Raw genomic sequence first — 25,238 nt, 5'->3', positions numbered from 1 at the left:
AGGTTGGTCCGGCCCGTCAGTACAGGATGCTGGGCAGGTAGGCGCCGGCCGGCTGGTGGTAGAGGCCGACGGTCATCAAGGTCATGAGCTGGACGACCTTCAACCCGTGTCGCAAGGCCCATTGGAGCAGCAGGCTGTCGCTCGCCGGCACGAGGATGCCGGGCCCGGCGAAGCCCGTGGCCGCGCCGATCAGGGCCTTGAGATCGTCCGTCGTCTCGCCGACGGCGTGGCCGAAGAAGGCCATGTCCGTGGCGTAGCCGGTCAGCCGGCCGTCGTGGTCGACGACCCGTGCCGTGCCCTGCTTCAGGGCGTCGGCCAGCTCACCGCCACGGTCGGTGCCGTGCACCCGGCGGCAGAGGTCGTCGCAGGCCGCCACGTCCGCGTCCGTCGCGGCGCGCACGGTGCGCCCGGCGACCGGGACCGCCATCGGGGCGCCCTGCAGGCAGGCGAGCGTCTCCCGGAACTCGAAGCCCAGCCCGGCGTACAGGGCGAACGACCTGCAGTGGTAGCTCGACTGGAGCAGCCGGACCCCCGGGGCGTTGCGTTCCGCGGCCCGGCACATGACGTCCTCCATCATCCGGCGGCCAAGTCCGCGGTTCTGGCGGTCGGGGTCGACGGTCACCGGGCCGACCCCGACGATCGGGGAACGTTCGTCGAGGAAGTTGCTCCCGACGACCCGCCCGTCCTGCTCGGCGACGACGCTGTAGAAGCCTGGATGGTCCAGCAGGGTCTCCATCAGCCCGGTCGCGGCGTCGGCGCTCGGGAAGTCCCCGAGGAAGCCGTGCTCGCGGGCAATGCGGTCGAACGCCTCGAAGCAGATGCGGCCGCAGTCGGCCGCGTCTGCGGGCGTCCCCGGACGCAGTAGCAGATCCATGGCAGCCTCCCCTGGTCAGATGCCAGGCATGCCGATCGCCGGCGCCGATCGGCCCGGCGCCGGATACTCACCCTCCATCGAACACCCGGCGTTCGAGCAGCACCAGGTTCGACCGACGCCCGACAGACAACCGGCACCTGATCGTCAACCAGGAGTTGACGGTCGCGATTCGTCAACCTAAGGTTGACGCATGACTGGAACACCTCGGCTCGACGACCTCATCGACGTCATCAGGCAGCGCCACCCGGACGGCGACCCGCTGGAGCAGCTCAGCGACGCGGTCGCGCTCGGGCAGCACCTCGGCGAACTCGCCGACCACCTCATCGGCCACTTCGTGGACCGGGCCCGTCACTCCGGCGCCTCCTGGACCGAGATCGGCCAGAGCATGGGCGTCACCAAACAGGCCGCACAGAAGCGCTTCGTGCCCAAGGACCAGGGCGCGCCGTCCGAGGCGGACATGAAGGTGTTCGCCCGTTACGACGACGGCGCCCGGCAGACGCTCGTCGGCGCCCAGCAGCTGGCCATGCAGGCCGGCCACGACCACATCGGCCCCGAGCACCTGATCCTCACCATGCTGCGCGACACGAGCAGGGGCTCGGCGGCCCTCAGCGCCGTCGCGCCTTACCAGACCGTCGTCGCCGGGCTCACCACACGCTTCCCGTCGACCGGCACGCCGACGGCAGGGCCGGTGCCGTTCTCCGCGCAGGGCAAGAAGGCCCTCGAACTGGCCCACCGCGAGTCGCTGCGCCTCGGCCACGAGCACATCGGCACGGAGCACCTCCTGCTCGGCGTCCTCGAACTCGGCGAGGGCGACGTGGTCGCCCTGCTCACCTCGGCCGGCGCCACGAAGGCCGGCGTGGAAGCGGCCCTGGCCGACCCGAGCTGAACCGCTTCCGTCCCCTTGCCCGATCAAGGCTGCCGTCAGCACGGGAGGTCGGGAGCCTGGCCACCGGCCGGGCCGGGTGCGCCGATCCGGCGCGACGTCCGGCCGGTGTGCTTCCAGCCGCCGCAACGCACCGAGTGGCCTGCTGGTCAGCAGCTCGCCTGGTCGAACGCAGCCGGGTCGCCGCCGGGGTACGGCTGCACGACGAGCGCGACGCCGTGCTCGGCCGACGGGCACAACGTCTTCCGGTCGAAGGTCACGGTGCGGGTGAGCTGCCCGGTGCTGCCGGTCAGGGTGACCGTCTTGCTCATGTCCTTGCCCCCGCCGTAGCTGACGGTGACCCACAGCTTCACGCTGCCGCTGCCGGAAACCGTCGCGGTGATGTTCACCATGTACCTGCTGCCGTCCATGGTCGACTGCACGCTGAGCGCACGCAGCTTCAGCTTCGCAGTGGGCGACGGGCTCGGCTTGCGCGTCGGCGCCTTCGTGGGCGACGGCTTCGGTGCGGCGGCCGGACTGGCGCTCGGCGACGGGGCAGCACTCAGCGAGGGGGCGGGGCTCGGCGACGCGCTCGCCGTGGCCGACGGCGAACTGACGAGCACTGCCGCCGGGGCCGCCTCTGGGCCGCTCGGCCGGGAGAGGGCGTATGCGCCAGCCGCGCCGACGACCGCCAGCGCGACCAGCCCGATCAACGTGTTGCGCAGTGCCGGAGCCATCGGCTGCCGAGCCTGGTCGTCCATCGCCGTCCCCGTTCCGTGATCAGAATCCGGCAGACGGTATCGACCGCCCGACATACCGTCAAGATCAGCCGTTCGGTCAGGTCGATCCCGAGCCGGCTCTTATGCGATGAGCTGCCTCGAAATAGTTTGCCGACCCGCGAAATTGGCATTGATTTCGATGAATCTCATGGCTAACGTCGAGATATCGGACGTTCGGACATGGCCAGAGCACGCGCGGGCTGTCGAAGCGTTTCGACGACTCGTGCATCGCGAAGACACGGTGTCTGCCAGTACGGATGCCTTCGATATCGGCCATAGACCAACATGATATGATTTGTGATCGTGCAGCTGCGTTACAACTTCCGCGTCTACCCGACGCCCGGCCAGCAGATCGAGCTGGCGAAGGCGTTCGGGTGTGCGCGGGTGGTGTTCAACGACGGGCTGCGGCTGCGTCAGCAGGCCCGCGAGCAGGGCGGGAAATACCTGTCGGACGGGGAGCTGTCGCGCCGTGTGATCACCGAGGCCAAGCAGACCGAGGCCCGGGCGTGGCTCGGACAGGTGTCGGCTGTGGTGTTGCAGCAGGCCCTGGCGGACCTGAACACCGCATACCGCAACTTTTTCTCCTCGGTCACCGGCAGGCGCAAGGGCCGCAAGGTCGGCCCGCCGAGGTTCCGGTCACGCAAGGACAACCGGCAGGCGATCCGGTTCACGAAGAACTCCCGGTTCAAGGTCTGCGACAACGGCCGACTGCGCCTGCCGAAGATAGGCGACCTGCAGGTGCGCTGGTCAAGAAGCCTGCCCTGCGACCCGTCGTCCGTGGCGATCATCCGGGACGCGGCAGGCCGGTACTTCGCCTCGTTCGTCGTGACCACCGCCGAGGACGAGACGCTGCCGCCGGTCACCTCCGAGGTCGGCATCGATCTGGGCCTGACCCACTTCGCCGTCCTGTCCGACGGTACGAAGACAGCCGCGCCGAAGTTCCTGCGCCGGGCCGCCCGCAAGCTCAGGCGGCTGCAACAGGCCCTGTCCCGCAAGCAGAAGGGCTCGGCCAACCGCGGCAAGGCCGTGGTGAAGGTCGCCCGCGCTCACGCGCGGGTGGCCGACACCCGGCGGGACTGGCAGCACAAGCTGTCCACGGCGATCATCCGCGACAACCAAGCGGTGTACGTCGAGGACCTGTGCGTTGCCGGTCTCGGCCGGACCCGGCTGGCCAAGAGCGTCCACGACGCCGGGTGGGCCGCCTTCACCGGCATGCTGGAGTACAAGGCCGCCCGGTACGGGCGCACCTTCGCCAGGATCGACCGGTTCGCGCCCACGTCGCAGACGTGTTCGGCGTGCGGCCGGCTCGACGGACCCAAACCGCTGTCGGTCCGGTCGTGGACCTGCCCGTGCGGCACGGTCCACGACCGGGACGTCAACGCGGCGATCAACGTGTTGGCCCGGGGACGCCGGGACAACTCAAACGCCTGTGGAGCGCAGGTAAGACCGGCATCCGTGCCGGCACCGCGCCGGGAAGCAGGAATCCACCCGGACGCCGCGCGGTCCACGCGCAGCGTGGAGGGAATCTCCGTCCTTTAGGGCGAAGAGATCGTCAAGAGATCACCTCGTCCTCCGGCGGCAAGGACTTCATCACCAACAACGCCACGATCACGGCCACCTGACCCCATCGCACCAAGATCGCCCGACTTGCCGAGCACACGGGCGAAAGGGAGGCCAAGATACGCCCACCTGCCAGGCAAGTCGGATGATCAGCGGGGCGGAACGACAGTGGGGCCGGGGCGCGTCAGCGCCCCGGCCCCACGTGCCCCACCGCTAGTTCGTGATGGTGCCGGTGCCGGAGAGGTCGGCCAGGTCGACCACGCGCGGGTCGGCCACCGCGGCCAGGTACAGCCGCTCGGCCGGCTCGGCGTGCCGGTCCAGCTTCGTCTCCACCGGGAACGTCACCGACACCTCGCCCGCCGGGATGGTCTTGCAGCCCAGGTACGGCGTGAAGTCCGCGTTCACCTTCGCCGAGTCCGGCACGGTGGCCGCGCACACGGTCAGGTCCTGCGACAGCGGCCGGGACAGGGTGACCGTGAACGGCAGCGGCTGCCCCTCGGCGGCCGTGGCGTCCGAGACCGACAGGCGGGCCCGGCTGCGGAACAGGGCCACCTGCGGGTCGTGGTCGCTGGCGCCGCGCGCGCCGTCGCCGTCGTGCTCGGCCGGCCAGTCCGCGTTGATGTGCGCGGCCCGGATCTTCACCAGGTCACCGTACAGCTCGTCGTTGACGAACAGGTGGTCCAGCGTCTGCGCCTGGCCCTGGAACACGTACGAGTACGCGCTGCCCGGCACCTGCGCGGCCAGGTCCTGCCACAGGTTGTGCAGGCCCAGGTCGTACAGCGGCTTGAGCTGGTCCGACGGGGTGTCGGTGTCCGACATCGCGATCGGGTCGTCCGGGCGCGGGAACACGTTCAGGTCACCGCCGTACACCACCCGGGCGTGCGGCTGGGCGGACTCGATCGCGGCGACGATCGCCGCACCGTACGCGGCCTGCTCGGTGCGCTGGCCGACGCGCGCCTGCGGGGTCGACGAGTAGTGGTTGGAGACCGCCCACAGCTCGTAGGACTCCGTGCCGCCGGGCGCGGCGGCGACGGTGAACCGGGCCACCTGCGGGGCACGGGTGAACACGTTCGACCCGTCCACGCCGGTGGACGTGTCCACGTCCGAGGGCAGGTCCGCGTTGAGCACCTTCGGGTTCTGCACGTGAGCGTTGTAGGCCAGGCCCTCGCCGCGGTACACGACGCCCGGCTCCGCGGTCAGCACCGAGGCCGGGGCCGCCAGCGACAGCCGGTCGGTGCGGTAGAGGAACCCGGCGACGATGCCCCGGGCGTCGGAGCCGTCACGGTCGTACGCGGCGTCGTACGCCGGCCCGCCCGCGGCCGCGACGGCCAGCGCCAGCTCCTGCAGCGTGTCCGGCTTGCCGTCGGCGTTGTTCACGTCGCCGCAGCTCATCGCGCCGTCAGTGACGGTGCAGATGTCCTGGTCCTCGGCCTCCTGCACCAGCAGCAGGTCGGGGGCGTGCAGGTCACCGGCGATCTGCGCGGCGAGCGCGCCCAGGTGCGCCTGGTAGTCCGCCGCGTTGGCCGGCACGTAGTCGAACGGCGGGGAGACGCCGGGGCAGCCGGAGTTGCCCAGGAAGTCGCAGCCGTCGAACGGGTCGTCGCGGAAGTCGTACAGGTTCTCGACGTTGTACGTGGCCACGGCCAGCTCCCGGTCGCGCTGCGCCGGGGCGGGCGGGTTGTTCGCGGACGGGTCGGTGCCCGCGCCGAAGTCGGCGGCGGCGACCTGGATGCCGTACTTGTCGAAGGAGAAGCCGAGGCCGCCGACCGCGTCGGCCGCCAGCACGTCGAAGGTGTGCGCGGGCGGCAGCAGCGTGTCCACGCTCTGGCTGGTCCACTTCACGCCGGTGGTGCCGAGCATGATGCGGGTGCCGTTGCCGTCGTCGAAGACGTGCGCGGTGTCGTTGTCCATCGGGTGCGCGTCGCGGTAGACGCGGCGGGTCACCGGGTCCGTCCGGTCCAGCAGCGGGTCGTCGACGTCGAGCACGTAGATCTCGGAGTCGGCGGTGGAGCCGAACACGTCACGGCCGCTGGCGGCGACGCTGCCGGCGCGCACGCGCAGCTGCTCGCCCTCGTGGCGCTCCCAGAACCGGTTCGCCGCGGCCAGCTCCTGCGGCGGCATGGCGTTCGTGACGGCGTAGTCGGTGACGCCGGACTCGATGACGCGGACCAGCGACGCGGACGACAGCTGGGTCATGAAGAAGTACTCCGAGACCCGGGCCCGCAGCACGACCTCGTCGCCGACCTGCGGCACGTAGCCGCCGATGAGCGAGCTGAAGCCGCCCATGAACACGAAGATCCCGTCGGAGCTGTTCGGGTCGCCGTCCGTGGCGCCGTTGCGCGACTGCAGGTAGAAGCCGTACTGCGCGGCGCCGGCGGAGGTCTTGGCCAGGGTGCGCTGGGTGATCACGCCGCGCACGTCGTACAGCGCGCTGCTGGTGCCCGTGCCGGTGGCCGGGGCCAGCGGCGAGCGGTCCTGCACGCCGTTCTCGGCGTCGGTGGTGGCGCCCTGGACCTCGCCGACGGTCAGCACCCGGTTCACGTTGACGGTGAAGCCGCAGGTGGCGGTGGTGCCGTCGGTGTCGGTGGCGGCCACGGTGACCGCGTACGCGCCGAAGGGCAGGTCCGCGTCGGCGGTGATCGTCGCGGAGGCGGTGCCGCCGGTCGCGGAGGCCGGGGTGAACGCGGTGCGGGTGATGGTGCCCGCGGCGGGGGCCGGGCTGACGGCGGTGACGGCCAGGTCGACGATCGTGTCGTCGGGGTCCGTGGCGGTGACCGTGCGGGTGCCGGCCTGGCCCTGCGACACGGTGAGGGCTCCGCCGCAGGTGAGCGTCGCGGGAGCGTCGACGGGGCCGCCGCCGGTGCTGTGCGCGCCCAGGCCGTCGAAGGTGTCCACAGCGAAGCCGGTCCAGCCGGTGGCCGGGTCGAACGCGTCGCCAGGCTCGGTGTCGCCCGTGGTCACGGCCGCGTCGCGGCGGATGGTGTTGTCGGCGGTGCTGTTCAGGCCGGTGCCCCACTCGGTGCCGGGGTCGGTGCCGATCTGCCCGATCGAGTCCACGACCGTCCCGGCCGCGCCGCCCTTGCGCAGCACGATCGCGTCATCGCCGTTGTAGAAGCTGGCCGAGCTGGTCTGGTCGGCCTGGGCGAGGACCGCGGCGACGGCGCTGGCGTGGGCCAGCACGTACACGTCGCCGTCGGCGACCGTGCCGGTCAGCGCGACGGTCCCGCCGGCGGTGGTGGCGCCGTTGAAGTAGAACTGCACGACGTACTGTCCGGCGGCCAGGTCCACGGCCGAGCCGGTGCCGTTGTAGAACTCCAGTGCCTTGTTGTTGGAGCTGCCCTCGACGTACTCGGAGATGAGCAGGTCGGTGGGCGCGGCCACGGCGGCGGGTCCCACCGCCGTGAAGCCTGCCAACACGGCCAGTACAACGGCGGCGCGCATAGTGCGACGCATCAGATCCTCCCGGGGTTAGGAGGATGACCCTACTGGCCAGTCAATATCCGGTCCACCCGCCGCCGTGACCTGCGGGTGAACACTGTGGACGGTCTGTGGCGGAGCACGGCATCCATCCTCGTGAAATGCACCGGTCAGGCCACCGGCGGGTGGCCGCCGTCGCCGTCGACGATGACGTCCATGGTGCCGTCCTGGGTGAGGTCGACCATCGTCACGTCCGGCTTGCCGTCACCGTCGGTGTCCGACTGGAACAGGTCGGCGGTGCCGTCGCCGTCGGTGTCGATGGCCCACAGATCGGGCTTGCCGTCACCGGTCGTGTCCAGGGCGAGGATCTCGTCGTGCCCGTCACCTCGGGTCTGCACTGTCTGCGTCATGCCGCTGGTCATACCCGCGCCGCCGGGACGAAAACCGGCCCGCCCCGGCCGCGGACCCGACCGCGGCGCGAGACCGTCCTCACACCGGATCAGGCACGCTCCGGTGGAATGTGCCGCCGATCGGCTGACGACCTGTCGCCACCGAACGACAAGTGCACGTCACGACCTGACCGTTCGGCCAGGTCAGGTGGCCTCCCGGCCCGGCAGGACGGGCCATCGACATGATCAAAACAGGGGCGGGGACCGGCAGGATGACCGTGCACTCTGCTGACCTCACGCCCCCTCGGAGAGAACATGGACAAGCGCTGGCGCATCGCGATCGTCGCGGGCGCGGTGCTCGCTACCGGCACCGTCGGCTTCGCCGCCATCCCGGCACTGGCCGACGAGACCCCGGACGCGCCGTACAACACCGTCCTGCACGAGCCTCACCAGGGCACCTACGCCAAGGCGTACAAGAGGGACTGCAACGAGGTCGGCAACATCGGCGACACCAAGGACGGCTGGGTGTTCAACTCCCCGTCGAACGAGTTCGACAAGGCCGTCGGCATGTGGGCCAAGTTCGACACCGGCGACGGAACCGTCACCACCTACATCAAGACGGGCGACAACGACCCGTACCCGCACGGCTTCGCCAACGCGAACAACCCGCACCTGGCCTGGGTCGTCGTGCCCCAGGGCTGGAAGCTGCTCACCGCCCAGGCGAAGATCGACCAGAAGAACGCGAAGGACGAGCTCAAGCTGGTCGTCACGCACACCTGCGCCGGCAAGCCGGCGCCGTCGCCCAGCCCGTCGCCGTCCGCCTCGCCGTCGCCCGAGGTGAGCCAGTCCCCGACGCCCGGCCCGTCGCCGTCGGACTCGGTCTCCCCGTCGCCGGAGACCAGCACCTCGCCGTCCCCCGAGGTCACCCCCTCGCCGGAGACCAGCGTCTCGCCCGAGCCGAGCGACTCCCCCGAGCCCAGCGACTCGCCCGAGCCCAGCGACTCCCCGGAGCCCAGCGACTCCCCCGAGCCGAGCAACTCGCCGGAGCCCAGCAACTCTCCGGAGCCGAGCAACTCGCCCGAGCCGAGCACGTCGGCCAGCGCCTCGCCGTCGGCGAGCACGTCCACCAGCCCGTCGGCCGGCAACACGCCGTCGGCGTCGGCCAGCCCGAGCGCGGGCGCCGAGCTGCCGCGCACCGGCACCGCCGTCACCGCGATCGCCGTCGCGGGTGTCGCGCTGATCGCCACCGGCGCGGTCCTGCTGCTCGCGGTCCGGCGGCGGCGTGAGCTGAGCGCCTGACCGTAAGGCATACCGAAAAGGAGGGCTTCCCGGCCGGGGAGCCCTCCTTTTCTGTCCGTGCGGGTGGACGACGGCCGCCGCGGGCGGGCCTTACCCTCTCTGCCATGCGCAACCCCCTCCGCGTGCTGCACCCCCGCCAGTTCCGGGGTGTACGCCTGTTCCTGATCATCACCGTCGGCGCGCTGATCGCCGCGCTGGCCGGCAGTGCGCTGCTGCCGGCCGAGCACCGTGGCCTGGTGATCGGGCTCGTGCTGGCGGCGGGTCTGGTCGCGGGGTGGTTCTGGCTGTCGGGGTTCCGCCCGGTGTGGACGGCCGTGGCCGCGGTGCTCGGCTTCCTGTTCGTGGTGAGCGTGCTGCAGGAGACCGGACCCAGCCTGCTGCAGCTGCGCGGCGGCCAGGTGGAGGCGCAGACGATGAGCCTGCGCGAGAGCGACGGCCCGGCCGACCGCTACCACTACACCGTGACGGCGCTGTCCGGCCGCGCCATCGGCGGCGAGCTGAGCCTGGACGAGCAGGCGTACCGGGTGGGCGAGTCGCTGACCGTGGTGGAGGAGCCGGACGGCCTGGCCCACCCGATGCTGCCCGCCGAGGTCGCCGAGCACCGGCAGAGCTGGCTCGCGCTGCTGGTCCTGTACCTGGCCACCGGCCTGCTGTGCTTCCTGGCGGGCCGCCCCCGCCGCCCCAAGACCACCTGACCCGCCTCGTCCCGGCCCGCGGCCCGCTTGCTTGATCGTCCGACTTGCCTGGCACCTGGGCGTATCTTGAGCGCGCTTTCGCCCGTATGCCTGGCAAGTCGGACGATCAACGCGGGACGCGGACGGGCGTGGCGTGGCGTGGCGTGGCGGGGCGGGGCGGGGCGGGGCGGACTCGATCAGCGCGGGACGGGCGGGGCGGCCGGATCCAGGCGGGACTCCAGCCAGGGGCGCAGGACGGGGAGCACGGCGGCAGCCTGCATGGCCTGCAGGTGGTCGAGGCCGTCCAGCACCGAGACGTCCCAGCCGAGCCCGGCCAGTTCGGCGCGGTGGCGGACGACCGGGCCGGCGATGTCGACTACCGTGCCGCCCCACTGCTCCGGGTACTCGATGACGTCGGCCCCGCCCACGACACACAGCCGGGGGCAGGTGAGCGCGGGCAGCGCGGCGCGGTCGTCGAAGCCGCGCAGCGACTCGTACAGCGTGACGAACTGCCCGGTCTGCGCCTCGGACGTGGTCACCTGCGCGTTCGACCAGTCGCCGGGCTCGGCGGGGCCGGTCGGCTGCGGCGGGTTCGCCGCGGCGGCGCGGGCCATGTCGTGCGCCGTGGTGGTCACCGTCAGCATCTGCGCGTACGGGCCGTCGATCGGCGGGTAACCGCCCATCACCAGCGCCGACAGCCGGTCGGTGCGCAGCGCGAGCTGGAGCCCGGCCAGGCCCAGCCAGGAGTAGCCGTAGTAGGCGAACCGGTCGGCCCCGGCCGCGTCGGCGACGGCCAGCAGGTCCCGCGCGACGGCGTCCGGCGTGAGCGTGCCCGGCCGGGGCGATGCCATCACATGCGCCTCGTAGCCGACGGCGACGACGCGGAACCGGTCGCGCAGGCCGTCGATCAGGGACCGGCCCAGGGCCGGGTCGGCGCCCCACGCGCGCATCGACGCCGCCTGCTCGCCCTCGACGGGGCGGGGGTCGACGGCCAGCAGCAGCACCGGCCCGGCACCGTGCACCTCGAACTCGATCGTCTCGCCGCCGGGCAGCCGCACGCTCTCCATCACCATCTCCGTATGCTGTAAGCCGATCCTCTCGCCGAGATTAGCTTACGACGTACGGAGTTGTCACATGACGGTCTACGGCGGCCAGGGCGACCCAGCCCGCACCATGGCCCTGCTGTGGCGCGCCCACTCCCCCGCCGCCGAGGCCGCCGGCTCGAAACGCCGCACCGCGCCCGGCCCGAAGCAGGGCCTCACCGTCGATGCCATCGTCGAGGCCGCGATCGCGCTCGCCGACGCCGACGGCATGGAGAAGCTGTCCATGCGCGCCGTCGGGGAACGTCTCGGCACCTCCGCGATGGCGCTCTACACGTACGTGCCCAGCAAGCGCGAACTCGTCGACCTCATGTACGACCAGGCCCACGCCGGCCTGCCGCACTCCTACGACCTGGCCGCGGGCCGCGACGCCGCCGTACACGCCTGGACCGGCGACCTGTGGACCCGCTACCTGACGCATCCGTGGCTGCTGCAGGTCTCCTTCGCCCGCCCGGTCCTCGGCCCGCATGAGCAGTCCGTCCTGGAGTCGCTGCTCGGCATCCTGCACGGCACCGGCGTGTCCGCGCCCGCCGTACGCCCCACCGTCAGCGCCCTGTTCCACCTCATCCGCGGCGCCGCCCAGACCGCCGCCGAGTCCCGCGCCGCGGCCGCCGCCACCGGCACCTCCGACGAGCAGTGGTGGACCGAACGCTCCACCCAGCTCGCCGCCCTCGTCCCCGACTTCGCGACCCGCTTCCCCCACTCGGCCGCCCTGTCCACCGCCCCGCCCCCGGCCGACACCCCGTCCACCTACGACCCCGTGGCCCACACCCGCCACACCCTCGACGCCGCCGTCAACCTCCTCCTCACCGCCTTGACGAAAGGAAGGGCACCTTCTTAACGCTTTACGTAGAGGAAGGGCACCTTCTTAACGCACCGCAGGCAGCGCGGCAGCACACGACGGGCAAAGTGCGGCTCTCCGGGCGCGCATGCCCGGATGCCGGAGGTGATCAGCCGCGGGTCGAAGCCTCTGCGTCCAGGCCGTACGCCGCAGCGTCGTATCGCAAGGTCAACCGGTCGAGCTCGGCAGGGGTGCCGATGGCCGACCGGTCGTCGACGTGCTCCGCATACCAACCGATCGCGTGCGCCAGGCGATCGTCGGGCACGTCCCAGGCACCGAGGGACAGATGATCGTGCGCTGGCAGCGGTTCGACGAACTCGGGCTCGGCGAGGCGCACCGTGAGCCGCCGGCCGTTCACCCACAACTGCGGCCCGGCCTCCAGCGCGTCCCACGGGATGAACGTGCGCCACGGCGTACGCCGGACGATGCCCTCCGGCCGCAGCTCCAGGCGTGGGAACCCTCGCCAGATCCGCAGGGTGACCAGGGCGATACCGGTTACCAGCAGTACCAGCGTCGTGATCTGAACATGCACGTGTGAGCTGCGTACGGTGCCCGCGAGAGCCACCTGGCCCATTGCGAGCCAGCCCACGGGGCTCACCCGGCTCCGCGCCGCACCCGTGGTGAACCCGCCGTACCCGACGGTGAACCCCGCACAGCCTGGCGCGGTGCGCGCCCCGGACAGGATCGACGCGATGGGCAGCCAGCCGAACGCGAGCACCGCCGCGGGCCAGTGCCAGCGCGCCGACACCATCGCCGCGGTCACGTTGCACGCGACGGCGGTCACCCCGATCACGAGGAAGAGCAGCGCTTCGCGCCTGGCGACCTGGTACACCGTCATGGCGGGCATGGTACGGAGCCGGCACCAGCCACGCGGAGGGTTAAGAAGGTGCCCTTCCTCTAAAGGGCTGCCGCTGTCGCGTCGTAGCGGGCGTTGAGGCGGTCGAGTTCCTCCTGCGTGCCGATGAGCGGGCGGTCCTCGGGGTGGGTGGCGTACCAGTCGATCGCGTACACCAGCAGGTCCTCGTCGACGTCCCAGTCACCGAGGATCACGCGGGGCTCGTAGGACGGCGGTTCGATCAGCTCGGGCTCCGGCACGTGCAGCACGGGCGACTGCTTCGGCTGCCGCCTCGCCCAGATCGGGAGCCGCCCGACGGGCAGCGCCTCCCACGGCACGAACCTGCGACGTGGCGTGGACCGCACAAGGATGCCCTCCGGACGCAGCTGCAGCCGCGGATGCCCGCGCCAGATGAGCCACGTCCACATGACGACGACCACCACCAGCGTCACCGGGACGAAGACCCGAAACCAGACGTGCCTGGTCTCCAGCGCGTCGTCGATCTGCGAGGAGATGAAGAGCACCGCGGAGACCGCCATCACGGGGCGATCGGACATGCCGGTGGTGAATCCGCCGTGCGACGCGGCGAACCTGGTGTCGATGCGCACCCGCCGCCGCCGGGCGAGGTACAGCAGCACGCCGAAGGCGGCCAGCGGCACGATGTACAGCACCAGCAGCGCCGGCCACCGCTCGCCCCACAGCGCGGCGGTGCCCATGCACGCCACGGTGGCCACGGAGAAGGCGAGGAACCACAGGGCGTTTCGCCGGGCCTCGGTCGGGGTCATGGCGGCATGGTACGGATCCGCCGCCAGACCGCAGCGAAGGTTAAGAAGGTGCCCTTCCTCTACGTAAAGCGTTAAGAAGGTGCCCTTCCTTGCCTTTGTTCATACGGTTCGTGAAGACGAAATATTGAGTTTCTTGAGATCGTCGAGGGTGGTTTCTAGGCTCGGGGGTATGCGGCGCAGGGTTCTGTTCACGGCCCGCCGGCACGTCGATCTGCGGCGGCAGGCGAGCGCCCTCTGTCTGCGCTGAGCGCGCCGTTTCGGCGACGGCGCTGATCTTCCGGCTGCGGGGCGGCGCCCCGGCCGAAGCGAATCCCACCTCACCGGCGTGACGCCGGTCCCCCGATCCGTGCCCGGCGGGCGATGCCGTGCGCGTACGAAAGGAAGGCCATGTCCGACGACACCCCCTCGCTGAAGCGGCGCACGTTCCTGGCGGCCTCGGCCGCGGCAGGCGCGAGCGCGGCGGCAGGCTGGCCCGCGGCGAGCGCTCAGGCCGCCGACACCCGGCCGAACATCCTGGTCATCGTCACCGACGACCATCCGAAGCAGACCGCGTGGGCGCTGCCCAAGACCCGGGCCTGGCTCACCGGGCAGGGTGTCGAGTTCACCCGCGGGCACGCCACCACGCCGCTGTGCGCGCCGGGCCGCTCGTCGATCTTCACCGGCCAGTACGCGCACAACCACGGCGTACGCGGCAACCAGCACGCCGCGAACCTGAACCACCACTCGACGGTGCAGCGCTACCTGCAGCAGGCCGGCTACCGCACGGGCCTGTACGGCAAGTACCTCAACGGCTGGGACGTCGCCGACAACCCGCCGTACTTCGACGAGTTCGCGGTGCTCGCGCCGCCGACGTTCAACAACGGCACCTGGAACGTCGACGGGACGGTGCAGACGATCAACAACTACACCACCACCGTGGTGAAGAACCGGGCGCTGAGCTTCCTCGACCGCAGCGTGGACGACACCCGGCCGTGGTTCCTCTACCTGGCCCCGTACGCCTCGCACGGCCCGAACACCCCCGAGGGCAAGTACGCCGACACCGAGGTCCCCGCCTGGAACGGCCGCCCGTCGGTGCCCGAGGCGGACCGCTCGGACAAGCCGGGCTTCATCAAGAACGCGACCGGCACCCTGGCCGACGGGAAGGCGATCCGCACCAACCAGCTGCGCACCCTGCTGTCGGTCGACGACGCCGTGCAGGCCGTGCACGACAAGCTGGAGGCGCTGGGGCAGCTGGAGAACACGCTGGTGTTCTTCATCGCCGACAACGGCTTCGCCTGGGGCGACCACGGCTGGACCAAGAAGTCGGTGCCCTACACCCCGGTCGTCGAGGTGCCGTTCTTCGTGTCCTGGCCCGCGGGCGGGCTGGACACCGGCACCAACGACAGCCGGCTGACCGGCAACATCGACATCGCGCCGACCATCCTCGACGCGGCCGGGATCACGCCGAGCACGCAGTACCCGATCGACGGGCGCTCGCTGCTGGACTCGTACCGGCGCGACCACATCCTGACCGAGTTCTTCAAGCACGGCACGGGCGAGGGCGGGCCGCAGACCTGGGCCTCCTACATCGGGGCGAACCGGCAGTACACCGAGTACTACCAGCTGCACACCGACGCCAACGGGTTGCCCACCGGCACCGGCGCGGTGCTGTTCCGGGAGTACTACGACCTGGTCGGCGACCCGCACCAGCTGACCAACAAGCTGTACCAGGCGACCGCTGCGCAGGAGCAGGCGCTGGGCATCCCGGCGCTGGCCGCGCAGCTGGCCGCCGACCGGGTCAGCTCCGGCAGCACCGCACCCTGACCGCCACCGCTCGCCCGGCGGCGGAGTGTCCCCGCCGCCGGGCACCCTGAAGGAGCACCCGTGACCGAGCACCCACCGGCCTGCTGCGCACCCTCCTCGGGCAGCGCCGCCCCGGCGCTGCTGACCGTCGGCGCGCGGCCGGGCGCGACCGGCGTCCACGCCGCCCCGGTTCACCACGCGCCCCGGTCCCGGGCCGCCGCCCGCACGATCCCGCTGCCCGGTGGGCGGTTCCTGATGGGTACGGACGACGCCGAGGGTTTCCCCGCCGACGGCGAGGGGCCGGTACGCGAGATCACGCTGCGCCCGTTCCGGATCGACCCGACGGCGGTCACCAACGCCCAGTTCGCCACGTTCGCCAAGGCCACGGGCTACGTCACCGACGCCGAGCGGTTCGGGTTCTCGTTCGTGTTCGAGCAGTTCCTGCCCCCTGCCCCGGCCCGTGCCGCGCAGCGGGTGCAGGCCGCCCCGTGGTGGGTGGTGGTGCCCGGCGCGGACTGGCGCCACCCGTACGGGCCGGACTCCGGCGTCGGCGCGCTGCAGAACCATCCCGTGGTGCACGTGTCCTGGCACGACGCGCAGGCGTACTGCGACTGGTCCGGCACCCGGCTGCCCACCGAGGCGGAGTGGGAGTTCGCCGCCCGGGGCGGGCTGGCGCAGGCCCGCTACCCGTGGGGTGACGAGCTGACGCCCGGCGGGCGGCACCAGTGCAACATCTGGCAGGGCGAGTTCCCGGCCCGCAACACCGGCGCGGACGGCCACCTGGCCACGGCGCCGGTCAAGGCGTTCCGGCCCAACGGCTACGGCCTCTACAACGTGGCGGGCAACGTGTGGGAGTGGTGCGCGGACTGGTTCAGCGCCGACTTCCACGTCACCGGTCCCCGGACGGACCCGGCCGGGCCGCCGGAGGGCAAGTCCCGGGTGATGCGCGGCGGCTCGCACATGTGCCACCACTCCTACTGCAACCGCTACCGGGTCGCGGCGCGCTCGTCGAACACCCCGGACAGCTCCGCGGGCAACATCGGCTTCCGGGTGGCCGCCGACTGAGCACGGTATGCCCCGACATCGGGGACAATACCGGCATGTCGCTGCTTCCACGGAACCCGATCGGGCAGGCGCTGCTGAACAGCACGCTGCTGGTGGCCGTGTACTTCGTCGTGCCCGTCGGCAGCGACCACGAGACCTGGCAGCTGGTCTGGCGCGGGCTGGCCACCGCCGCCGGGCTCGGCCTCGCGATCTACCTCATCGTGCGCCAGATCAACCGCCAGCTCGACGACGAGACCACCCCGCTCACCGGCCTGCTCACCGCCCTGGTCGCCGGGGTGCTGTTCTTCTCCCTCGCCGACTACCTGATCGCCGTCGGCTTCCCCGGCGAGTTCGTCGACCTGCAGACCCGCGTCGACGCCCTCTACTTCGCGCTGTCGACGCTGGCCACGGTCGGCTTCGGCGACGTGCACGCCCAGGGGCAGCTCGCCCGCGGCCTGGTCATCGTGCAGATGCTGTTCAACACCGTCATCATCGCCACCGGGCTGTCCGTGCTCTCCCGGCAGATCGCCGCCCGCGTCCGCGAACGCCGCAGCACCCCGAAAAGTTAGGAAGGGCACCTTCTACTACGGAAACCGATAAGAAGGTGCCCTTCCTTGCGGTCGGCTGGATCGGGGGGCGGCGGTCGTTCGATCGGGCGAAAATCGCGGGGCAAATCGGGTCAATGTGCACGATCGTTTTGACATGCCATGCGCACGCCTCGATACGGTCGGGTTCGGCCCCGGTCCGCCCGCAACGGCGGCCGGCGCCCGTCCTGTTGCCTACGGAAGGTCAGCACCTTGCCCGGCCGACATTCGCTTCCCCGTAAGCCCCGTCGATCCGTCGCCCCGCTCGCCACCGCCACCGTCGCCACGGCCATCCTGGCCGGAGGCGGTCTCCTCGCCGCAGAGGTCGGCGCGGAGAACACCGGCACCGATCCCGCCGCCGCACAGCAGAACGCGGCCGCCCGGCCCTCGCCGTCACCCAGCGCTACCGCGGCCCGCAGCGAGCCGCAGCGGCCCTCCCGCGCCGCCAAGCGCACCGCAGTGAGCCCCAGCCCCACCGAGACGGCCTCCGTGCTCGGCTCCGGCACCTGCAAGGCGTCCTACTACGACGAGCCGCAGGGGACCGCCAACGGCGAGACCTTCGACCCCGACGCGCTCACCGCGGCGCACAAGTCGCTGAAGTTCGACACCCGGGTCCGCGTCACCAACACCGCCAACGGCAAGTCCGTCGTGGTACGCATCAACGACCGCGGCCCGTACATCTCCGGCCGCTGCCTGGACCTGTCCCGGGCCGCCTTCGCCGAGATCGCGAAGCTGTCCTCGGGTGTGACAACTGTCCGCTACGAAATCCTCAAATAGCCGCCCAAGACATGACAGCATGTCTATGTGACATCGGTCTATCTCGAACTGGGCACGAAACGGATCTTCGCGTGCGCGCTGGAGTGGCCCGGCTGGTGCCGCTCCGGCCGCGACGCGGAGTCGGCCCTGGCGGCGCTGACCGCCTACGCCGCGCGCTACGCGCCCGTCGCCGAGCGCGCGCGGATCCCGTTCGAGTTCGGTGATCTGCGGGTGGTCGAGCGGGTCCGGGGCGGCAGCACCACCGACTTCGGCGCCCCGGCGCAGCCCGCCGCGGCCGACTCCCGCCCGCGCGACGAGCAGACCGCCCGGCGGCAGGCCGCGCTGCTGCGCGCCGCCTGGGACCTGTTCGCCGACGTCGCCGAGGCCAGCCCGGCCGAGCTGCGCAAAGGCCCGCGCGGCGGCGGCCGCGACCGGGACCGGATGATCGAGCACGTGGTCGGCGCCGAGGCGTCCTACGCCCGCCGGATCGGCGTCCGGCACAAGGCCCCCGCCTTCGACGACACCGCCGCGATCGCGGCGCTGCGGGCCGACATCGAGCGGGTGGTCGCCACCCCGTCCTCGGGCGCCCCGCCGCCGGTGGGCTGCTGGCCGGTGGCGTACGCCACCCGCCGCATCGCCTGGCACGTGATGGACCACGTATGGGAGATGCAGGACCGCGCCACGCCCTAATCCCGTCGCCGCCGCCCCGGGCTGCCCATAGGATCGGCGGATCCACCGGCGCACAGGCCGCCGGGCCGATGGCAGAGAGTGCAGGTGTACGTGTAATGCGCTGGTCAGAGCTCTACGTCCCGACCCTCCGCCAGGACCCGGCGGGCGCCGACGCGGTCAGCCACCGGCTGCTGCTGCGGGCCGGATACATCCGCCAGCTCATGGCGGGCCACTACTCGCTGCTGCCGCTGGCCGTCCGGGTCCGCGCGAAGATCATCGAGGTGATCCGCGAGGAGATGTCGCGCATCGGCGCGCAGGAGTTCCTGCTGCCCACGATGCAGCCCGCCGAGGTGTGGCAGAAGAGCGGACGCTGGGACAAGATCGGCGCGGAGATGTTCCGGCTCGCCGACCGCAAGGGCGCCGACGTCGCGCTCGGCATGACCCACGAGGAGATCTTCGCGACCGTCGCCCAGGAGCTGCGCTCCTACCGCGACCTGCCGCAGCTGTGGTACCAGTTCCAGACCAAGTTCCGCGACGAGCCGCGCCCCAAGAGCGGCCTGATCCGGGTGCGCGAGTTCACCATGAAGGACTCGTACAGCTTCGACACCGACGAGGCGGGGCTGGACCGCTCCTTCGACCGGCACCACGACGCGTACGTGCGCATCTTCGCCCGGCTCGGCATCCCCGCGATCGCCGTCGAGGCCTCCAGCGGCATCATGGGCGGCAGCGACTCCGTCGAGTTCATGTGCCCCACCAGCGCCGGCGAGGACCTCGTCGTGCACTGCGCCTGCGGCTACGCCGCCAACGTGGAGAAGGCCACCTCGCACCTGGCCCCGGCCGCCGACGGCGCGGGCCTCGACGCGCCCGAGCCGTTCGACACCCCTGCCGCCAGGACCATCGAGGACCTGGTCCGCGACTACGGCGTCACCGCCGACCGGCAGATCAAGACGCTGGTGTACATCGTCGACGGCCAGCTCACCCTGGTGCTCATGCGCGGCGACCACGCCCTGGTCGAGCAGAAGCTCATCGACACCCTGGCCGCCGTCGCGATCCGCCCCGCCCACCCGGAGGAGATCCAGGAGGCGCTCGGCGCGCTGCCCGGCAGCCTCGGCGGCGTCGGCGTCACCGAGCTGCCCATCCTGGCCGACCTCGCGCTGCGCGACCGGCGGGACATGACCACCGGCGCCAACCGCGACGGCGTGCACCTGCGCGGCGTCGACGTCGCCCGGGACATCGCCGTGGGCCGCTGGGCCGACCTGCGCGAGGTCACCGCCGGTGAGCCCTGCCCGCGCTGCGAGCAGCCCCTCGAAGTGCTGCGCACCGTCGAGATCGGGCACATCTTCAAGCTCGGCCGCCGCTACACCGAGACCCTCGGCGTCAGCGTGCTCGGCGCCGACGGCGAGCGGGTCACCCCGATCATGGGCAGCTACGGCATCGGCGTGGAGCGGGCCCTCGCGGCGATCGTCGAGACGCACCACGACGACCGGGGCATCGTCTGGCCGGTCGCGGTCGCGCCGTTCGAGGTCGCCATCGCCGTGCTGGGCACGTCCGAGGAGGTCGTGGCCGAGGCGCAGACCCTCTACGCCGCGCTGCGCGCCCAGCGCGTGGACGTGCTGCTCGACGACCGAGCCGAGCGCCCCGGCGTGAAGTTCAGCGACATCGAGCTGGTCGGCATCCCGTACCGCATCACCGTCGCGGCCCGGGGCCTGGCCGAGGGCACCGTCGAGTTCACCGACCGCGCCACGGGCCAGACGGAGAAGATCCCGCTGGCCCGCGCCGTGGCCCACACCACCCACACGCTCCGCGCCACGGAGAACTGACCGCCGATCCTGCGCGGGTGTCCCATCAACCGGGCCACCCGCGCAGGATCGCCGATGGAGAGGAGCGCGACGGTGCGGATCGAGCGGGAGCACACCAGCGGGGCGGGGTCGCGGGAGTTGCGGCGGGAGTTCGTCAGCGAACTGGCGCGCAGGTATCCGGAGCAGGACTTCTCCGCCGACGCCGGGACGGACGAGCTGCCCGTTCTTGATGCGCCGGGCGCGGTGTGGCTCGTCGTCTACGACGGGGACGACGCCGTCGGGTGCGGTGGGCTGAAAGGGCTCGACGCGCGGACCGGCGAGATCAAATGGGTGTATCTGAAGGAGTCCGTGCGGGGACGCGGGGCCGGGCGGCTGCTGCTCGGCGCGCTGGAGGCCGCGGCGCGGGAGTTCGGGTACACGCACGTGCGGCTGAGCACCGGCGACCGCCAGCCCGAGGCACTCGGCCTCTACACCAGCGCGGGCTACGCCCCGATCGACGACGGCCTGCCCGTCCCCCACCGGCTGGAGAAGGATCTCGGCGATGCGGGCTACCAGCTGGATCAGGCCGGGACGGAGCGGATGCGAGAGCGCCTGGAAGAGCATGAGGTCCGCCGCGCTCAAGCGGGGCCGGTGGCTGGTGCTCCAGGTCAGTAAGACATCCTCGATCTGAACTGTGATCCGAGCGAGGGGAGCCCGGTGTGGGACTGCGGATCGTCGTACAGGACCCGGACGACGCGGTGTCCCGGGGCCTGATCGAGGAGTACCTGGCCGACATCGCCGTGCGCTACCCCGTCTCGAACATGCGCACCTCCGGCGCTCCGCCGATGGACGTGGCCGAGCTGCGCGCCCCCAGCGGCGCCTGGCTGGTGGCCTACGACGGCGACGAGCCGGTCGGCTGCGCCGGGATGCGCCGCCTCGACGACCACACCGCCGAGGTGAAGCGGGTGTTCGTCCGCCCGGCCGGGCGCGGGCGCAACCTGGCCCGCGCACTGATGGCCGAGCTGGAGGACCTGGCCCGGGTACGCGGCTACCGGCGCATGCGGCTGGACACCGGCGACCGCCAGCCGGAGGCGGTGCAGCTGTACCTGACCGGCGGCTACCACGAGGTCGGCGACTACAACGGCAACCCGTACGCCCGGCACTGGCTGGAGAAGGACCTCGGGCCGCAGCCCGGCGACGTGCACGTGGTGGCCCGCAAGTTCGACGGGCGGCTGCACTGGCACGCGGTCATGCGGCGCCTCGGCGAGGACCGGCACGGGGTGTGGCTGGGCGCGACGCGGCACACGCCGTGGCGGCGCGGCACCGAGCCGGCCGTGTTCATCCCGGCCACGCACGTGGTGCTCATCCCGTACGAGGGCGAGTGGGTGGCCGCGTTCAACGCCGCACCGCACCGCACCGAGCTGTACATCGACGTCTCCGACCGCCCCGTCTGGCACGGCACCGCCGAGGTCGTCTCGGTGGACCTGGACCTCGACGTGGTACGCCGCCGCGCGGACGGCGAGGTGCTGCTGCTCGACGAGGACGAGTTCGCCGAGCACACCGTCGCCTACGGATACCCCGACGAGGTCGTCGCCGGTGCGCTGCGCACCGCCGACGAGCTGCTGGCCGCCGTGCGGGACCGGCGCGAGCCGTTCGGGGACGCCGCACTGGCCTGGCTCGCGAAGATGGACTGAGGAGACCGGATGCCCGTCGAGATCGAACGCAAATACCTGGTCCGCGACGAGGGCTGGCGCGCGGAGGCGGCCTCGTCCAGCTCGCTGCGCCAGGGTTACCTGTCCACGGAGCCGGAGCGCACGGTGCGGGTGCGGCTCGTGGACGGCCGGACCGGCTACCTGACGATCAAGGGCAAGCGGGTCGGCGACACCCGGCCCGAGTACGAGTACGAGATCCCCGCCGCCGACGCCGCGTTCCTGCTCGACCACCTGTGCCTGCGCCCGCTGATCGAGAAGGAGCGCCACACGCTCGGCCGCACGCCGGGCGACTGGACGGTCGACGTGTTCACCGGCGACAACGAGGGCCTGGTGCTGGCCGAGGTGGAGCTGCCCGAGGGCGTCGAGGCGCCCCCGGCGCCGTCCTGGGCAGGCGCCGACGTCACCGAGGACGACCGCTACGCGAACTCCTACCTCCAGGAGCACCCCTACCGCACCTGGTAGGCCGCAGGACTGGGCGGGCATTGTCACGTGATTGTCGTCATCACTGCCGGATGTGGACGAGGTCGCACCGACGCCGCACAATGGACCACCCAGCGAAAGGACCTAGATCATGTCCCGGTTCCCTGAGGTCATCGAGCGGATGGCGACCGACCCCGAGTTCGCCGCCCACGCGCGCGCCCACCCCGACGAGGTCACCGCCGAGTACGGGCTGAGCCCAGCCGAGGCCGCCCAGATGCTGGCGCTCACCGACGCCGGCTCCGGCGGCCCGACCGAGCTGGACCAGCGCATCTCCAAGAGCGGCATCGGCAGCGGCGGGCTCGCGGGGCTGCTCGCCGCGCTGGACAAGCCGAAGAAGGACGACGACGAGCACGCCACCGACCGGCCGCTGGGGCGCTGGGTCGGCCCTGGCAGCACCGAGAAGTGAGTCAGAGGCTGCGCTTGAGCATCGCGTCGGCGAGCGCGTCGGCGCACTCGGCCAGGCGCAGCCCCACCACGTCCAGCCGCCGCAGCAGCTCCCGCTGCTTGAGCACCCCGGCGGTGATCTCACCGCTGAGCACCTCGGCCAGGCCCTGGGCGTAGAGGTGGCGCACCCGGCCGGAGCGCTTGTGCGCGGCCAGCGCCGCCTCGGCGGCCTCGGCCGGGCGGTCCACCAGCCGGTCCAGGGCCCGGCGCAGGTCGCGCAGCCCGATGGCGACCTGCTCCAGCATCGCCACCGCGCCGTGCCCGGGGCGTACGCCGTAGAGGTCGGTCTCGCGTACGTAGTCGCGCAGGTAGTCCAGCACGTCGTCGACGGAGCGGGACACCCGGAACAGGTCCTCCCGGTCGATCGGGGTGGCCAGCGTCGCCGCCAGCTCCGCGACCAGCCGCCCGCGGTGGGCGTCGCCGTCGTGCTCGATCTCGGCGATGCGCAGCCGCGCCAGCGGCGGCTCCACCTCGCCGATGGTCACCGCGACGGCCAGCGCCACGCCCTCCAGGGCCGCGTCGACCTGCGCCACCACGATCGCCAGCACCCGTTTGGGGGCGCGGCCCGCGAGGTCGTCGAGCACCCGCCGCAGCCGGATCATCCGACCCCCCGCAGCGCCAGCCCGGCCGCGCAGCCCAGCGCCAGCGACGCCGGCAGGGTGATCAGCCAGGCGGTGAGCACCGGCATGGCGAACTGCCAGCGCACCCGGCGCATCCCCGTGCTGGCTCCGGCGCCGACCAGCCCGGCGGTCGCGGACTGGGTCATGCTGACGGGCACGCCGATGCCCGCCCCGCCGAGCACGGCGGTGGACGCGGCGATCCCGGCCGACACGGTGGTCCACGAGCGCGGCGGGGTCAGGCCGCCGGCCGCGCCGCGCGCCATGCGCCGCAGGCTCGCGACCGCCCCGGCGGCGAACACCAGCGCGGTCCCGCACAGCAGCAGCAGCGGCGGGGCCTGCATGCCGGGCGCCCGGTGCGCGACGCCGACGGCCACGCCGACGACGGCGAACATCTTCTGGCCGTCGTTGGCGGCATACGCCAGGCTCTGCCCGGCGAACGTGGTGACGTGCGCCAGGCGCAGCGCCCCGGGCAGCCGGGAGGTGCTGGGCAGCCGCCGCGCGGCCAGCCCGATGAGGTAGCCGAGGCCGCCGCCGATCAGCGGCGCGACCGCCGCGACGGCCAGCACCACGGCCAGCGTGGCCCAGTGCGGCGGCACGCCGAGCCCGGCGCCGACCCCGGCCAGCCCGCCGAGCACCGCCAGGGTGACGCTGGTCGGCACGCCGCGCCAGGTCAGCGCGAGCACCAGGGCCAGCGCCACGCCGACCCCGGCGAGCACCACCAGCGGCCCGCGGTCGCCGGCGGCGACCAGCCGGTCGGTGAAGGTGTGCGCCACGGCCAGCCCGAACAGCGCCGGTCCGGCCACGATCGCGGCCAGCAGCACCGCCAGGATGGCGTAGAGGGGCAGCTCCCGCTGGCGCAGCCCGAACGCGAGCAGCGCCGCGCCGTCGTTGGCGCCGCAGACGAAGACGAACCCGGTGGCCAGCATCGCGAAACCGAACGCCACCGCCGACCACCTCCGACCTGCACCAGGAATTCACCGTACTTGATCAACTGGGGAGTGACGGCGTGAATCCTGATTGCCGCCCGCCCGGGTGATCCCCTAACGTCACCGGACGGGAGGAACACAGATGGCGAAGCTGAACCAGATCATCGCGGTGGAGAAGGGCGTCAAGTCCCGCTCGTTCCAGGACCTGACCGAGGCCCACCACGCCGTGCAGAAGCAGGCGCTGCTGTCCGGCATCTCGCGGACGTACCAGGCCAAGGACGAGGAGGGCGAGCAGCTGCCGCCCGAGTCGACCAAGGTGCAGACCCGCGCCGAGGACGTGCTGCGCCAGATCGGCACCACGCTGACCCGGCTGTTCGACGTCACCGCGACCAAGGACTCGACGAACTGCGTGGCCAAGGCCGACGTGAAGGTCGACGACCGGGTGCTGCTGTCCGACGTGCCGGTGACGTACCTGCTGTTCCTGGAGAAGCAGCTCACCGACCTGCACACCTTCGTCAAGAAGCTGCCAGTGCTCGACGCCGCCGAGTCGTGGGTGTTCAGCGAGTCGGCCGACTGCTGGTCGACCGAGCCGGTGCGCACCATCCGGACCAAGAAGGTGCCCCGCAACCACGTCAAGGCCGAGGCGACCGAGAAGCACCCGGCCCAGGTCGAGGTGTACTACGAGGACATCGCGGTGGGCTACTGGACCACGGTGAAGTTCTCCGGCGCGCTGCCGGCCAAGCGGGTGTCCACGCTGCTGGAGCGGGTGGAGAAGCTGCAGCAGGCGGTCAAGTTCGCCCGCGAGGAGGCCAACAACGCCGAGGCCGTCGACCAGCGCGTCGGCGACCGGGTCTTCGGCTACCTGTTCGCCTGACCCAGACTCCCCCGCCGGAGGGCGGGGGTGCGCGAGGAGCGCAAGCTGAAGCTGAAGCCGAAGCTGACGAACGCGGTCCCAGTGCGGGTTCGAATCCCGCCCTCTGCACCACCTGCGGAGGTAGCCCAAGCCTGGCAGAGGCAGCCGCGTATCA

27 protein-coding genes are annotated in these 25,238 nt (G+C 71.9%); 18 read left to right on the top strand and 9 right to left on the bottom strand.

Features of this window, described 5'->3' with window-relative positions; all coding sequences use genetic code 11:
- Positions 1-16: 16 nt before the first annotated feature.
- Positions 17-874: a GNAT family N-acetyltransferase gene (locus tag CS0771_RS15575; RefSeq protein WP_212841645.1), complete on the bottom strand. Its 858-nt coding sequence runs from the start codon at positions 872-874 to the stop codon at positions 17-19.
- Between the two features lie 190 nt (positions 875-1,064).
- Between CS0771_RS15575 and CS0771_RS15570 the strand changes: the two genes are divergently transcribed.
- The gene (locus CS0771_RS15570) at positions 1,065-1,760 is read left to right on the top strand and encodes a Clp protease N-terminal domain-containing protein (RefSeq protein ID WP_212841644.1); all 696 of its coding nucleotides are present in this window, start codon (positions 1,065-1,067) and stop codon (positions 1,758-1,760) included.
- Positions 1,761-1,906: 146 nt separating this feature from the next.
- On the opposite strand, the gene CS0771_RS15565 is transcribed toward CS0771_RS15570, so the two are convergent.
- Positions 1,907-2,149: a hypothetical protein gene (locus CS0771_RS15565; protein ID WP_212841643.1), complete on the bottom strand. Its 243-nt coding sequence runs from the start codon at positions 2,147-2,149 to the stop codon at positions 1,907-1,909.
- Here CS0771_RS15565 and CS0771_RS15560 point away from each other — a divergent pair.
- The gene (locus tag CS0771_RS15560; protein WP_212841642.1) at positions 2,139-2,516 is read left to right on the top strand and encodes a hypothetical protein; all 378 of its coding nucleotides are present in this window, start codon (positions 2,139-2,141) and stop codon (positions 2,514-2,516) included. The genes CS0771_RS15565 and CS0771_RS15560 overlap by 11 nt on opposite strands.
- 302 nt (positions 2,517-2,818) lie before the next feature.
- Entirely contained in the window at positions 2,819-4,054 is a 1,236-nt protein-coding gene (locus tag CS0771_RS15555; RefSeq protein WP_212841641.1) for an RNA-guided endonuclease TnpB family protein, read from the top strand.
- Between the two features lie 234 nt (positions 4,055-4,288).
- Here CS0771_RS15555 and CS0771_RS15550 read toward each other — a convergent pair whose 3' ends face one another.
- Both CS0771_RS15550 and CS0771_RS15545 read right to left on the bottom strand, forming a co-directional pair.
- The gene (locus tag CS0771_RS15550) at positions 4,289-7,528 is read right to left on the bottom strand and encodes a lamin tail domain-containing protein (protein WP_212841640.1); all 3,240 of its coding nucleotides are present in this window, start codon (positions 7,526-7,528) and stop codon (positions 4,289-4,291) included.
- Between the two features lie 134 nt (positions 7,529-7,662).
- Positions 7,663-7,902 (bottom strand): hypothetical protein, encoded by a 240-nt coding sequence (locus CS0771_RS15545; RefSeq protein ID WP_203745106.1) that lies wholly within the window; start codon positions 7,900-7,902, stop codon positions 7,663-7,665.
- Between the two features lie 294 nt (positions 7,903-8,196).
- Here CS0771_RS15545 and CS0771_RS15540 point away from each other — a divergent pair, with 294 nt between their 5' ends.
- Both CS0771_RS15540 and CS0771_RS15535 read left to right on the top strand, forming a co-directional pair.
- Positions 8,197-9,180, top strand: coding sequence for an LPXTG cell wall anchor domain-containing protein (locus tag CS0771_RS15540; protein WP_212841639.1), 984 nt, complete (start codon positions 8,197-8,199; stop codon positions 9,178-9,180).
- Positions 9,181-9,284: 104 nt separating this feature from the next.
- The gene (locus tag CS0771_RS15535; protein ID WP_212841638.1) at positions 9,285-9,875 is read left to right on the top strand and encodes a hypothetical protein; all 591 of its coding nucleotides are present in this window, start codon (positions 9,285-9,287) and stop codon (positions 9,873-9,875) included.
- 176 nt (positions 9,876-10,051) lie between these two features.
- Here CS0771_RS15535 and CS0771_RS15530 read toward each other — a convergent pair whose 3' ends face one another.
- On the bottom strand, positions 10,052-10,927 hold the full coding sequence (locus CS0771_RS15530) for an alpha/beta fold hydrolase (RefSeq protein ID WP_244870810.1): 876 nt from the start codon (positions 10,925-10,927) through the stop codon (positions 10,052-10,054).
- A gap of 61 nt (positions 10,928-10,988) precedes the next feature.
- On the opposite strand from CS0771_RS15530, the gene CS0771_RS15525 reads away from it, so the two are divergent.
- On the top strand, positions 10,989-11,795 hold the full coding sequence (locus CS0771_RS15525; protein ID WP_212841637.1) for a TetR/AcrR family transcriptional regulator: 807 nt from the start codon (positions 10,989-10,991) through the stop codon (positions 11,793-11,795).
- 109 nt (positions 11,796-11,904) lie between these two features.
- Here the strand turns inward: CS0771_RS15525 and CS0771_RS15520 are convergent, their stop codons facing one another.
- On the bottom strand, positions 11,905-12,633 hold the full coding sequence (locus tag CS0771_RS15520) for a hypothetical protein (protein WP_212841636.1): 729 nt from the start codon (positions 12,631-12,633) through the stop codon (positions 11,905-11,907).
- A 59-nt stretch (positions 12,634-12,692) separates the two neighbouring features.
- Positions 12,693-13,415, bottom strand: a complete 723-nt coding sequence (locus CS0771_RS15515; RefSeq protein ID WP_212841635.1) for a hypothetical protein — start codon at positions 13,413-13,415, stop codon at positions 12,693-12,695.
- A gap of 169 nt (positions 13,416-13,584) precedes the next feature.
- On the opposite strand from CS0771_RS15515, the gene CS0771_RS39650 reads away from it, so the two are divergent.
- From CS0771_RS39650 to CS0771_RS15465, 11 genes are all read left to right on the top strand, one after another.
- On the top strand, positions 13,585-13,662 hold the full coding sequence (locus CS0771_RS39650; protein WP_371821583.1) for a putative leader peptide: 78 nt from the start codon (positions 13,585-13,587) through the stop codon (positions 13,660-13,662).
- Between the two features lie 140 nt (positions 13,663-13,802).
- Entirely contained in the window at positions 13,803-15,218 is a 1,416-nt protein-coding gene (locus CS0771_RS15510) for a sulfatase (RefSeq protein ID WP_212841634.1), read from the top strand.
- Between the two features lie 60 nt (positions 15,219-15,278).
- Positions 15,279-16,262, top strand: a complete 984-nt coding sequence (locus CS0771_RS15505) for a formylglycine-generating enzyme family protein (protein WP_212841633.1) — start codon at positions 15,279-15,281, stop codon at positions 16,260-16,262.
- A 35-nt stretch (positions 16,263-16,297) separates the two neighbouring features.
- On the top strand, positions 16,298-16,810 hold the full coding sequence (locus tag CS0771_RS15500; RefSeq protein ID WP_212841632.1) for a potassium channel family protein: 513 nt from the start codon (positions 16,298-16,300) through the stop codon (positions 16,808-16,810).
- A 228-nt stretch (positions 16,811-17,038) separates the two neighbouring features.
- Positions 17,039-17,602: a septal ring lytic transglycosylase RlpA family protein gene (locus CS0771_RS15495; protein WP_244870809.1), complete on the top strand. Its 564-nt coding sequence runs from the start codon at positions 17,039-17,041 to the stop codon at positions 17,600-17,602.
- A 27-nt stretch (positions 17,603-17,629) separates the two neighbouring features.
- Positions 17,630-18,271, top strand: a complete 642-nt coding sequence (locus tag CS0771_RS15490) for a hypothetical protein (RefSeq protein ID WP_212841630.1) — start codon at positions 17,630-17,632, stop codon at positions 18,269-18,271.
- 95 nt (positions 18,272-18,366) lie between these two features.
- Positions 18,367-20,070 (top strand): proline--tRNA ligase, encoded by a 1,704-nt coding sequence (locus CS0771_RS15485; protein WP_212841629.1) that lies wholly within the window; start codon positions 18,367-18,369, stop codon positions 20,068-20,070.
- 54 nt (positions 20,071-20,124) lie between these two features.
- Positions 20,125-20,703 carry a GNAT family N-acetyltransferase gene (locus tag CS0771_RS15480; RefSeq protein WP_212841628.1) on the top strand — a complete coding sequence of 193 codons (579 nt, stop codon included), beginning with the start codon at positions 20,125-20,127 and terminating at the stop codon, positions 20,701-20,703.
- Positions 20,704-20,747: 44 nt separating this feature from the next.
- Complete coding sequence (locus CS0771_RS15475; protein WP_212841627.1) at positions 20,748-21,722, top strand: GNAT family N-acetyltransferase; 975 nt, start codon at positions 20,748-20,750, stop codon at positions 21,720-21,722.
- A 9-nt stretch (positions 21,723-21,731) separates the two neighbouring features.
- A complete protein-coding gene (locus CS0771_RS15470; RefSeq protein WP_212841626.1) occupies positions 21,732-22,202 on the top strand; it encodes a CYTH domain-containing protein in 471 nt (156 codons plus the stop codon).
- A gap of 109 nt (positions 22,203-22,311) precedes the next feature.
- On the top strand, positions 22,312-22,626 hold the full coding sequence (locus tag CS0771_RS15465) for a hypothetical protein (protein ID WP_212841625.1): 315 nt from the start codon (positions 22,312-22,314) through the stop codon (positions 22,624-22,626).
- A 1-nt stretch (position 22,627) separates the two neighbouring features.
- On the opposite strand, the gene CS0771_RS15460 is transcribed toward CS0771_RS15465, so the two are convergent.
- The gene (locus CS0771_RS15460; RefSeq protein ID WP_212841624.1) at positions 22,628-23,266 is read right to left on the bottom strand and encodes a DUF47 domain-containing protein; all 639 of its coding nucleotides are present in this window, start codon (positions 23,264-23,266) and stop codon (positions 22,628-22,630) included.
- Positions 23,263-24,228, bottom strand: a complete 966-nt coding sequence (locus tag CS0771_RS15455; RefSeq protein WP_212841623.1) for an inorganic phosphate transporter — start codon at positions 24,226-24,228, stop codon at positions 23,263-23,265. The genes CS0771_RS15460 and CS0771_RS15455 overlap by 4 nt, the downstream gene beginning before the upstream one ends.
- 124 nt (positions 24,229-24,352) lie before the next feature.
- Here CS0771_RS15455 and CS0771_RS15450 point away from each other — a divergent pair, with 124 nt between their 5' ends.
- Positions 24,353-25,084, top strand: a complete 732-nt coding sequence (locus CS0771_RS15450) for a hypothetical protein (protein ID WP_203745140.1) — start codon at positions 24,353-24,355, stop codon at positions 25,082-25,084.
- The last annotated feature ends 154 nt before the right edge of the window (positions 25,085-25,238 follow it).

The organism is Catellatospora sp. IY07-71 (assembly GCF_018326265.1).
Classification (GTDB): domain Bacteria; phylum Actinomycetota; class Actinomycetes; order Mycobacteriales; family Micromonosporaceae; genus Catellatospora.
Note: the sequence above shows the minus strand (reverse complement) of the source record. Positions and strands in the feature narration are given on the sequence as shown.

Excerpts from the sequence above, each read along its gene's own strand:
- CS0771_RS15575 (WP_212841645.1), bottom strand. The coding sequence starts at position 874 with ATGGATCTGCTACTGCGTCCGGGGACGCCCGCAGACGCGGCCGACTGC.
- CS0771_RS15570 (WP_212841644.1), top strand. The coding sequence starts at position 1,065 with ATGACTGGAACACCTCGGCTCGACGACCTCATCGACGTCATCAGGCAG.
- CS0771_RS15560 (WP_212841642.1), top strand. The coding sequence starts at position 2,139 with ATGTTCACCATGTACCTGCTGCCGTCCATGGTCGACTGCACGCTGAGC.
- CS0771_RS15565 (WP_212841643.1), bottom strand. The coding sequence starts at position 2,149 with ATGGTGAACATCACCGCGACGGTTTCCGGCAGCGGCAGCGTGAAGCTG.
- CS0771_RS15550 (WP_212841640.1), bottom strand. The coding sequence starts at position 7,528 with ATGCGTCGCACTATGCGCGCCGCCGTTGTACTGGCCGTGTTGGCAGGC.
- CS0771_RS15545 (WP_203745106.1), bottom strand. The coding sequence starts at position 7,902 with ATGACGCAGACAGTGCAGACCCGAGGTGACGGGCACGACGAGATCCTC.
- CS0771_RS15540 (WP_212841639.1), top strand. The coding sequence starts at position 8,197 with ATGGACAAGCGCTGGCGCATCGCGATCGTCGCGGGCGCGGTGCTCGCT.
- CS0771_RS15535 (WP_212841638.1), top strand. The coding sequence starts at position 9,285 with ATGCGCAACCCCCTCCGCGTGCTGCACCCCCGCCAGTTCCGGGGTGTA.
- CS0771_RS15530 (WP_244870810.1), bottom strand. The coding sequence starts at position 10,927 with ATGGTGATGGAGAGCGTGCGGCTGCCCGGCGGCGAGACGATCGAGTTC.
- CS0771_RS15525 (WP_212841637.1), top strand. The coding sequence starts at position 10,989 with ATGACGGTCTACGGCGGCCAGGGCGACCCAGCCCGCACCATGGCCCTG.
- CS0771_RS15520 (WP_212841636.1), bottom strand. The coding sequence starts at position 12,633 with ATGACGGTGTACCAGGTCGCCAGGCGCGAAGCGCTGCTCTTCCTCGTG.
- CS0771_RS15515 (WP_212841635.1), bottom strand. The coding sequence starts at position 13,415 with ATGACCCCGACCGAGGCCCGGCGAAACGCCCTGTGGTTCCTCGCCTTC.
- CS0771_RS39650 (WP_371821583.1), top strand. The coding sequence starts at position 13,585 with ATGCGGCGCAGGGTTCTGTTCACGGCCCGCCGGCACGTCGATCTGCGG.
- CS0771_RS15510 (WP_212841634.1), top strand. The coding sequence starts at position 13,803 with ATGTCCGACGACACCCCCTCGCTGAAGCGGCGCACGTTCCTGGCGGCC.
- CS0771_RS15500 (WP_212841632.1), top strand. The coding sequence starts at position 16,298 with ATGTCGCTGCTTCCACGGAACCCGATCGGGCAGGCGCTGCTGAACAGC.
- CS0771_RS15485 (WP_212841629.1), top strand. The coding sequence starts at position 18,367 with ATGCGCTGGTCAGAGCTCTACGTCCCGACCCTCCGCCAGGACCCGGCG.
- CS0771_RS15480 (WP_212841628.1), top strand. The coding sequence starts at position 20,125 with ATGGAGAGGAGCGCGACGGTGCGGATCGAGCGGGAGCACACCAGCGGG.
- CS0771_RS15470 (WP_212841626.1), top strand. The coding sequence starts at position 21,732 with ATGCCCGTCGAGATCGAACGCAAATACCTGGTCCGCGACGAGGGCTGG.
- CS0771_RS15465 (WP_212841625.1), top strand. The coding sequence starts at position 22,312 with ATGTCCCGGTTCCCTGAGGTCATCGAGCGGATGGCGACCGACCCCGAG.
- CS0771_RS15460 (WP_212841624.1), bottom strand. The coding sequence starts at position 23,266 with ATGATCCGGCTGCGGCGGGTGCTCGACGACCTCGCGGGCCGCGCCCCC.
- CS0771_RS15450 (WP_203745140.1), top strand. The coding sequence starts at position 24,353 with ATGGCGAAGCTGAACCAGATCATCGCGGTGGAGAAGGGCGTCAAGTCC.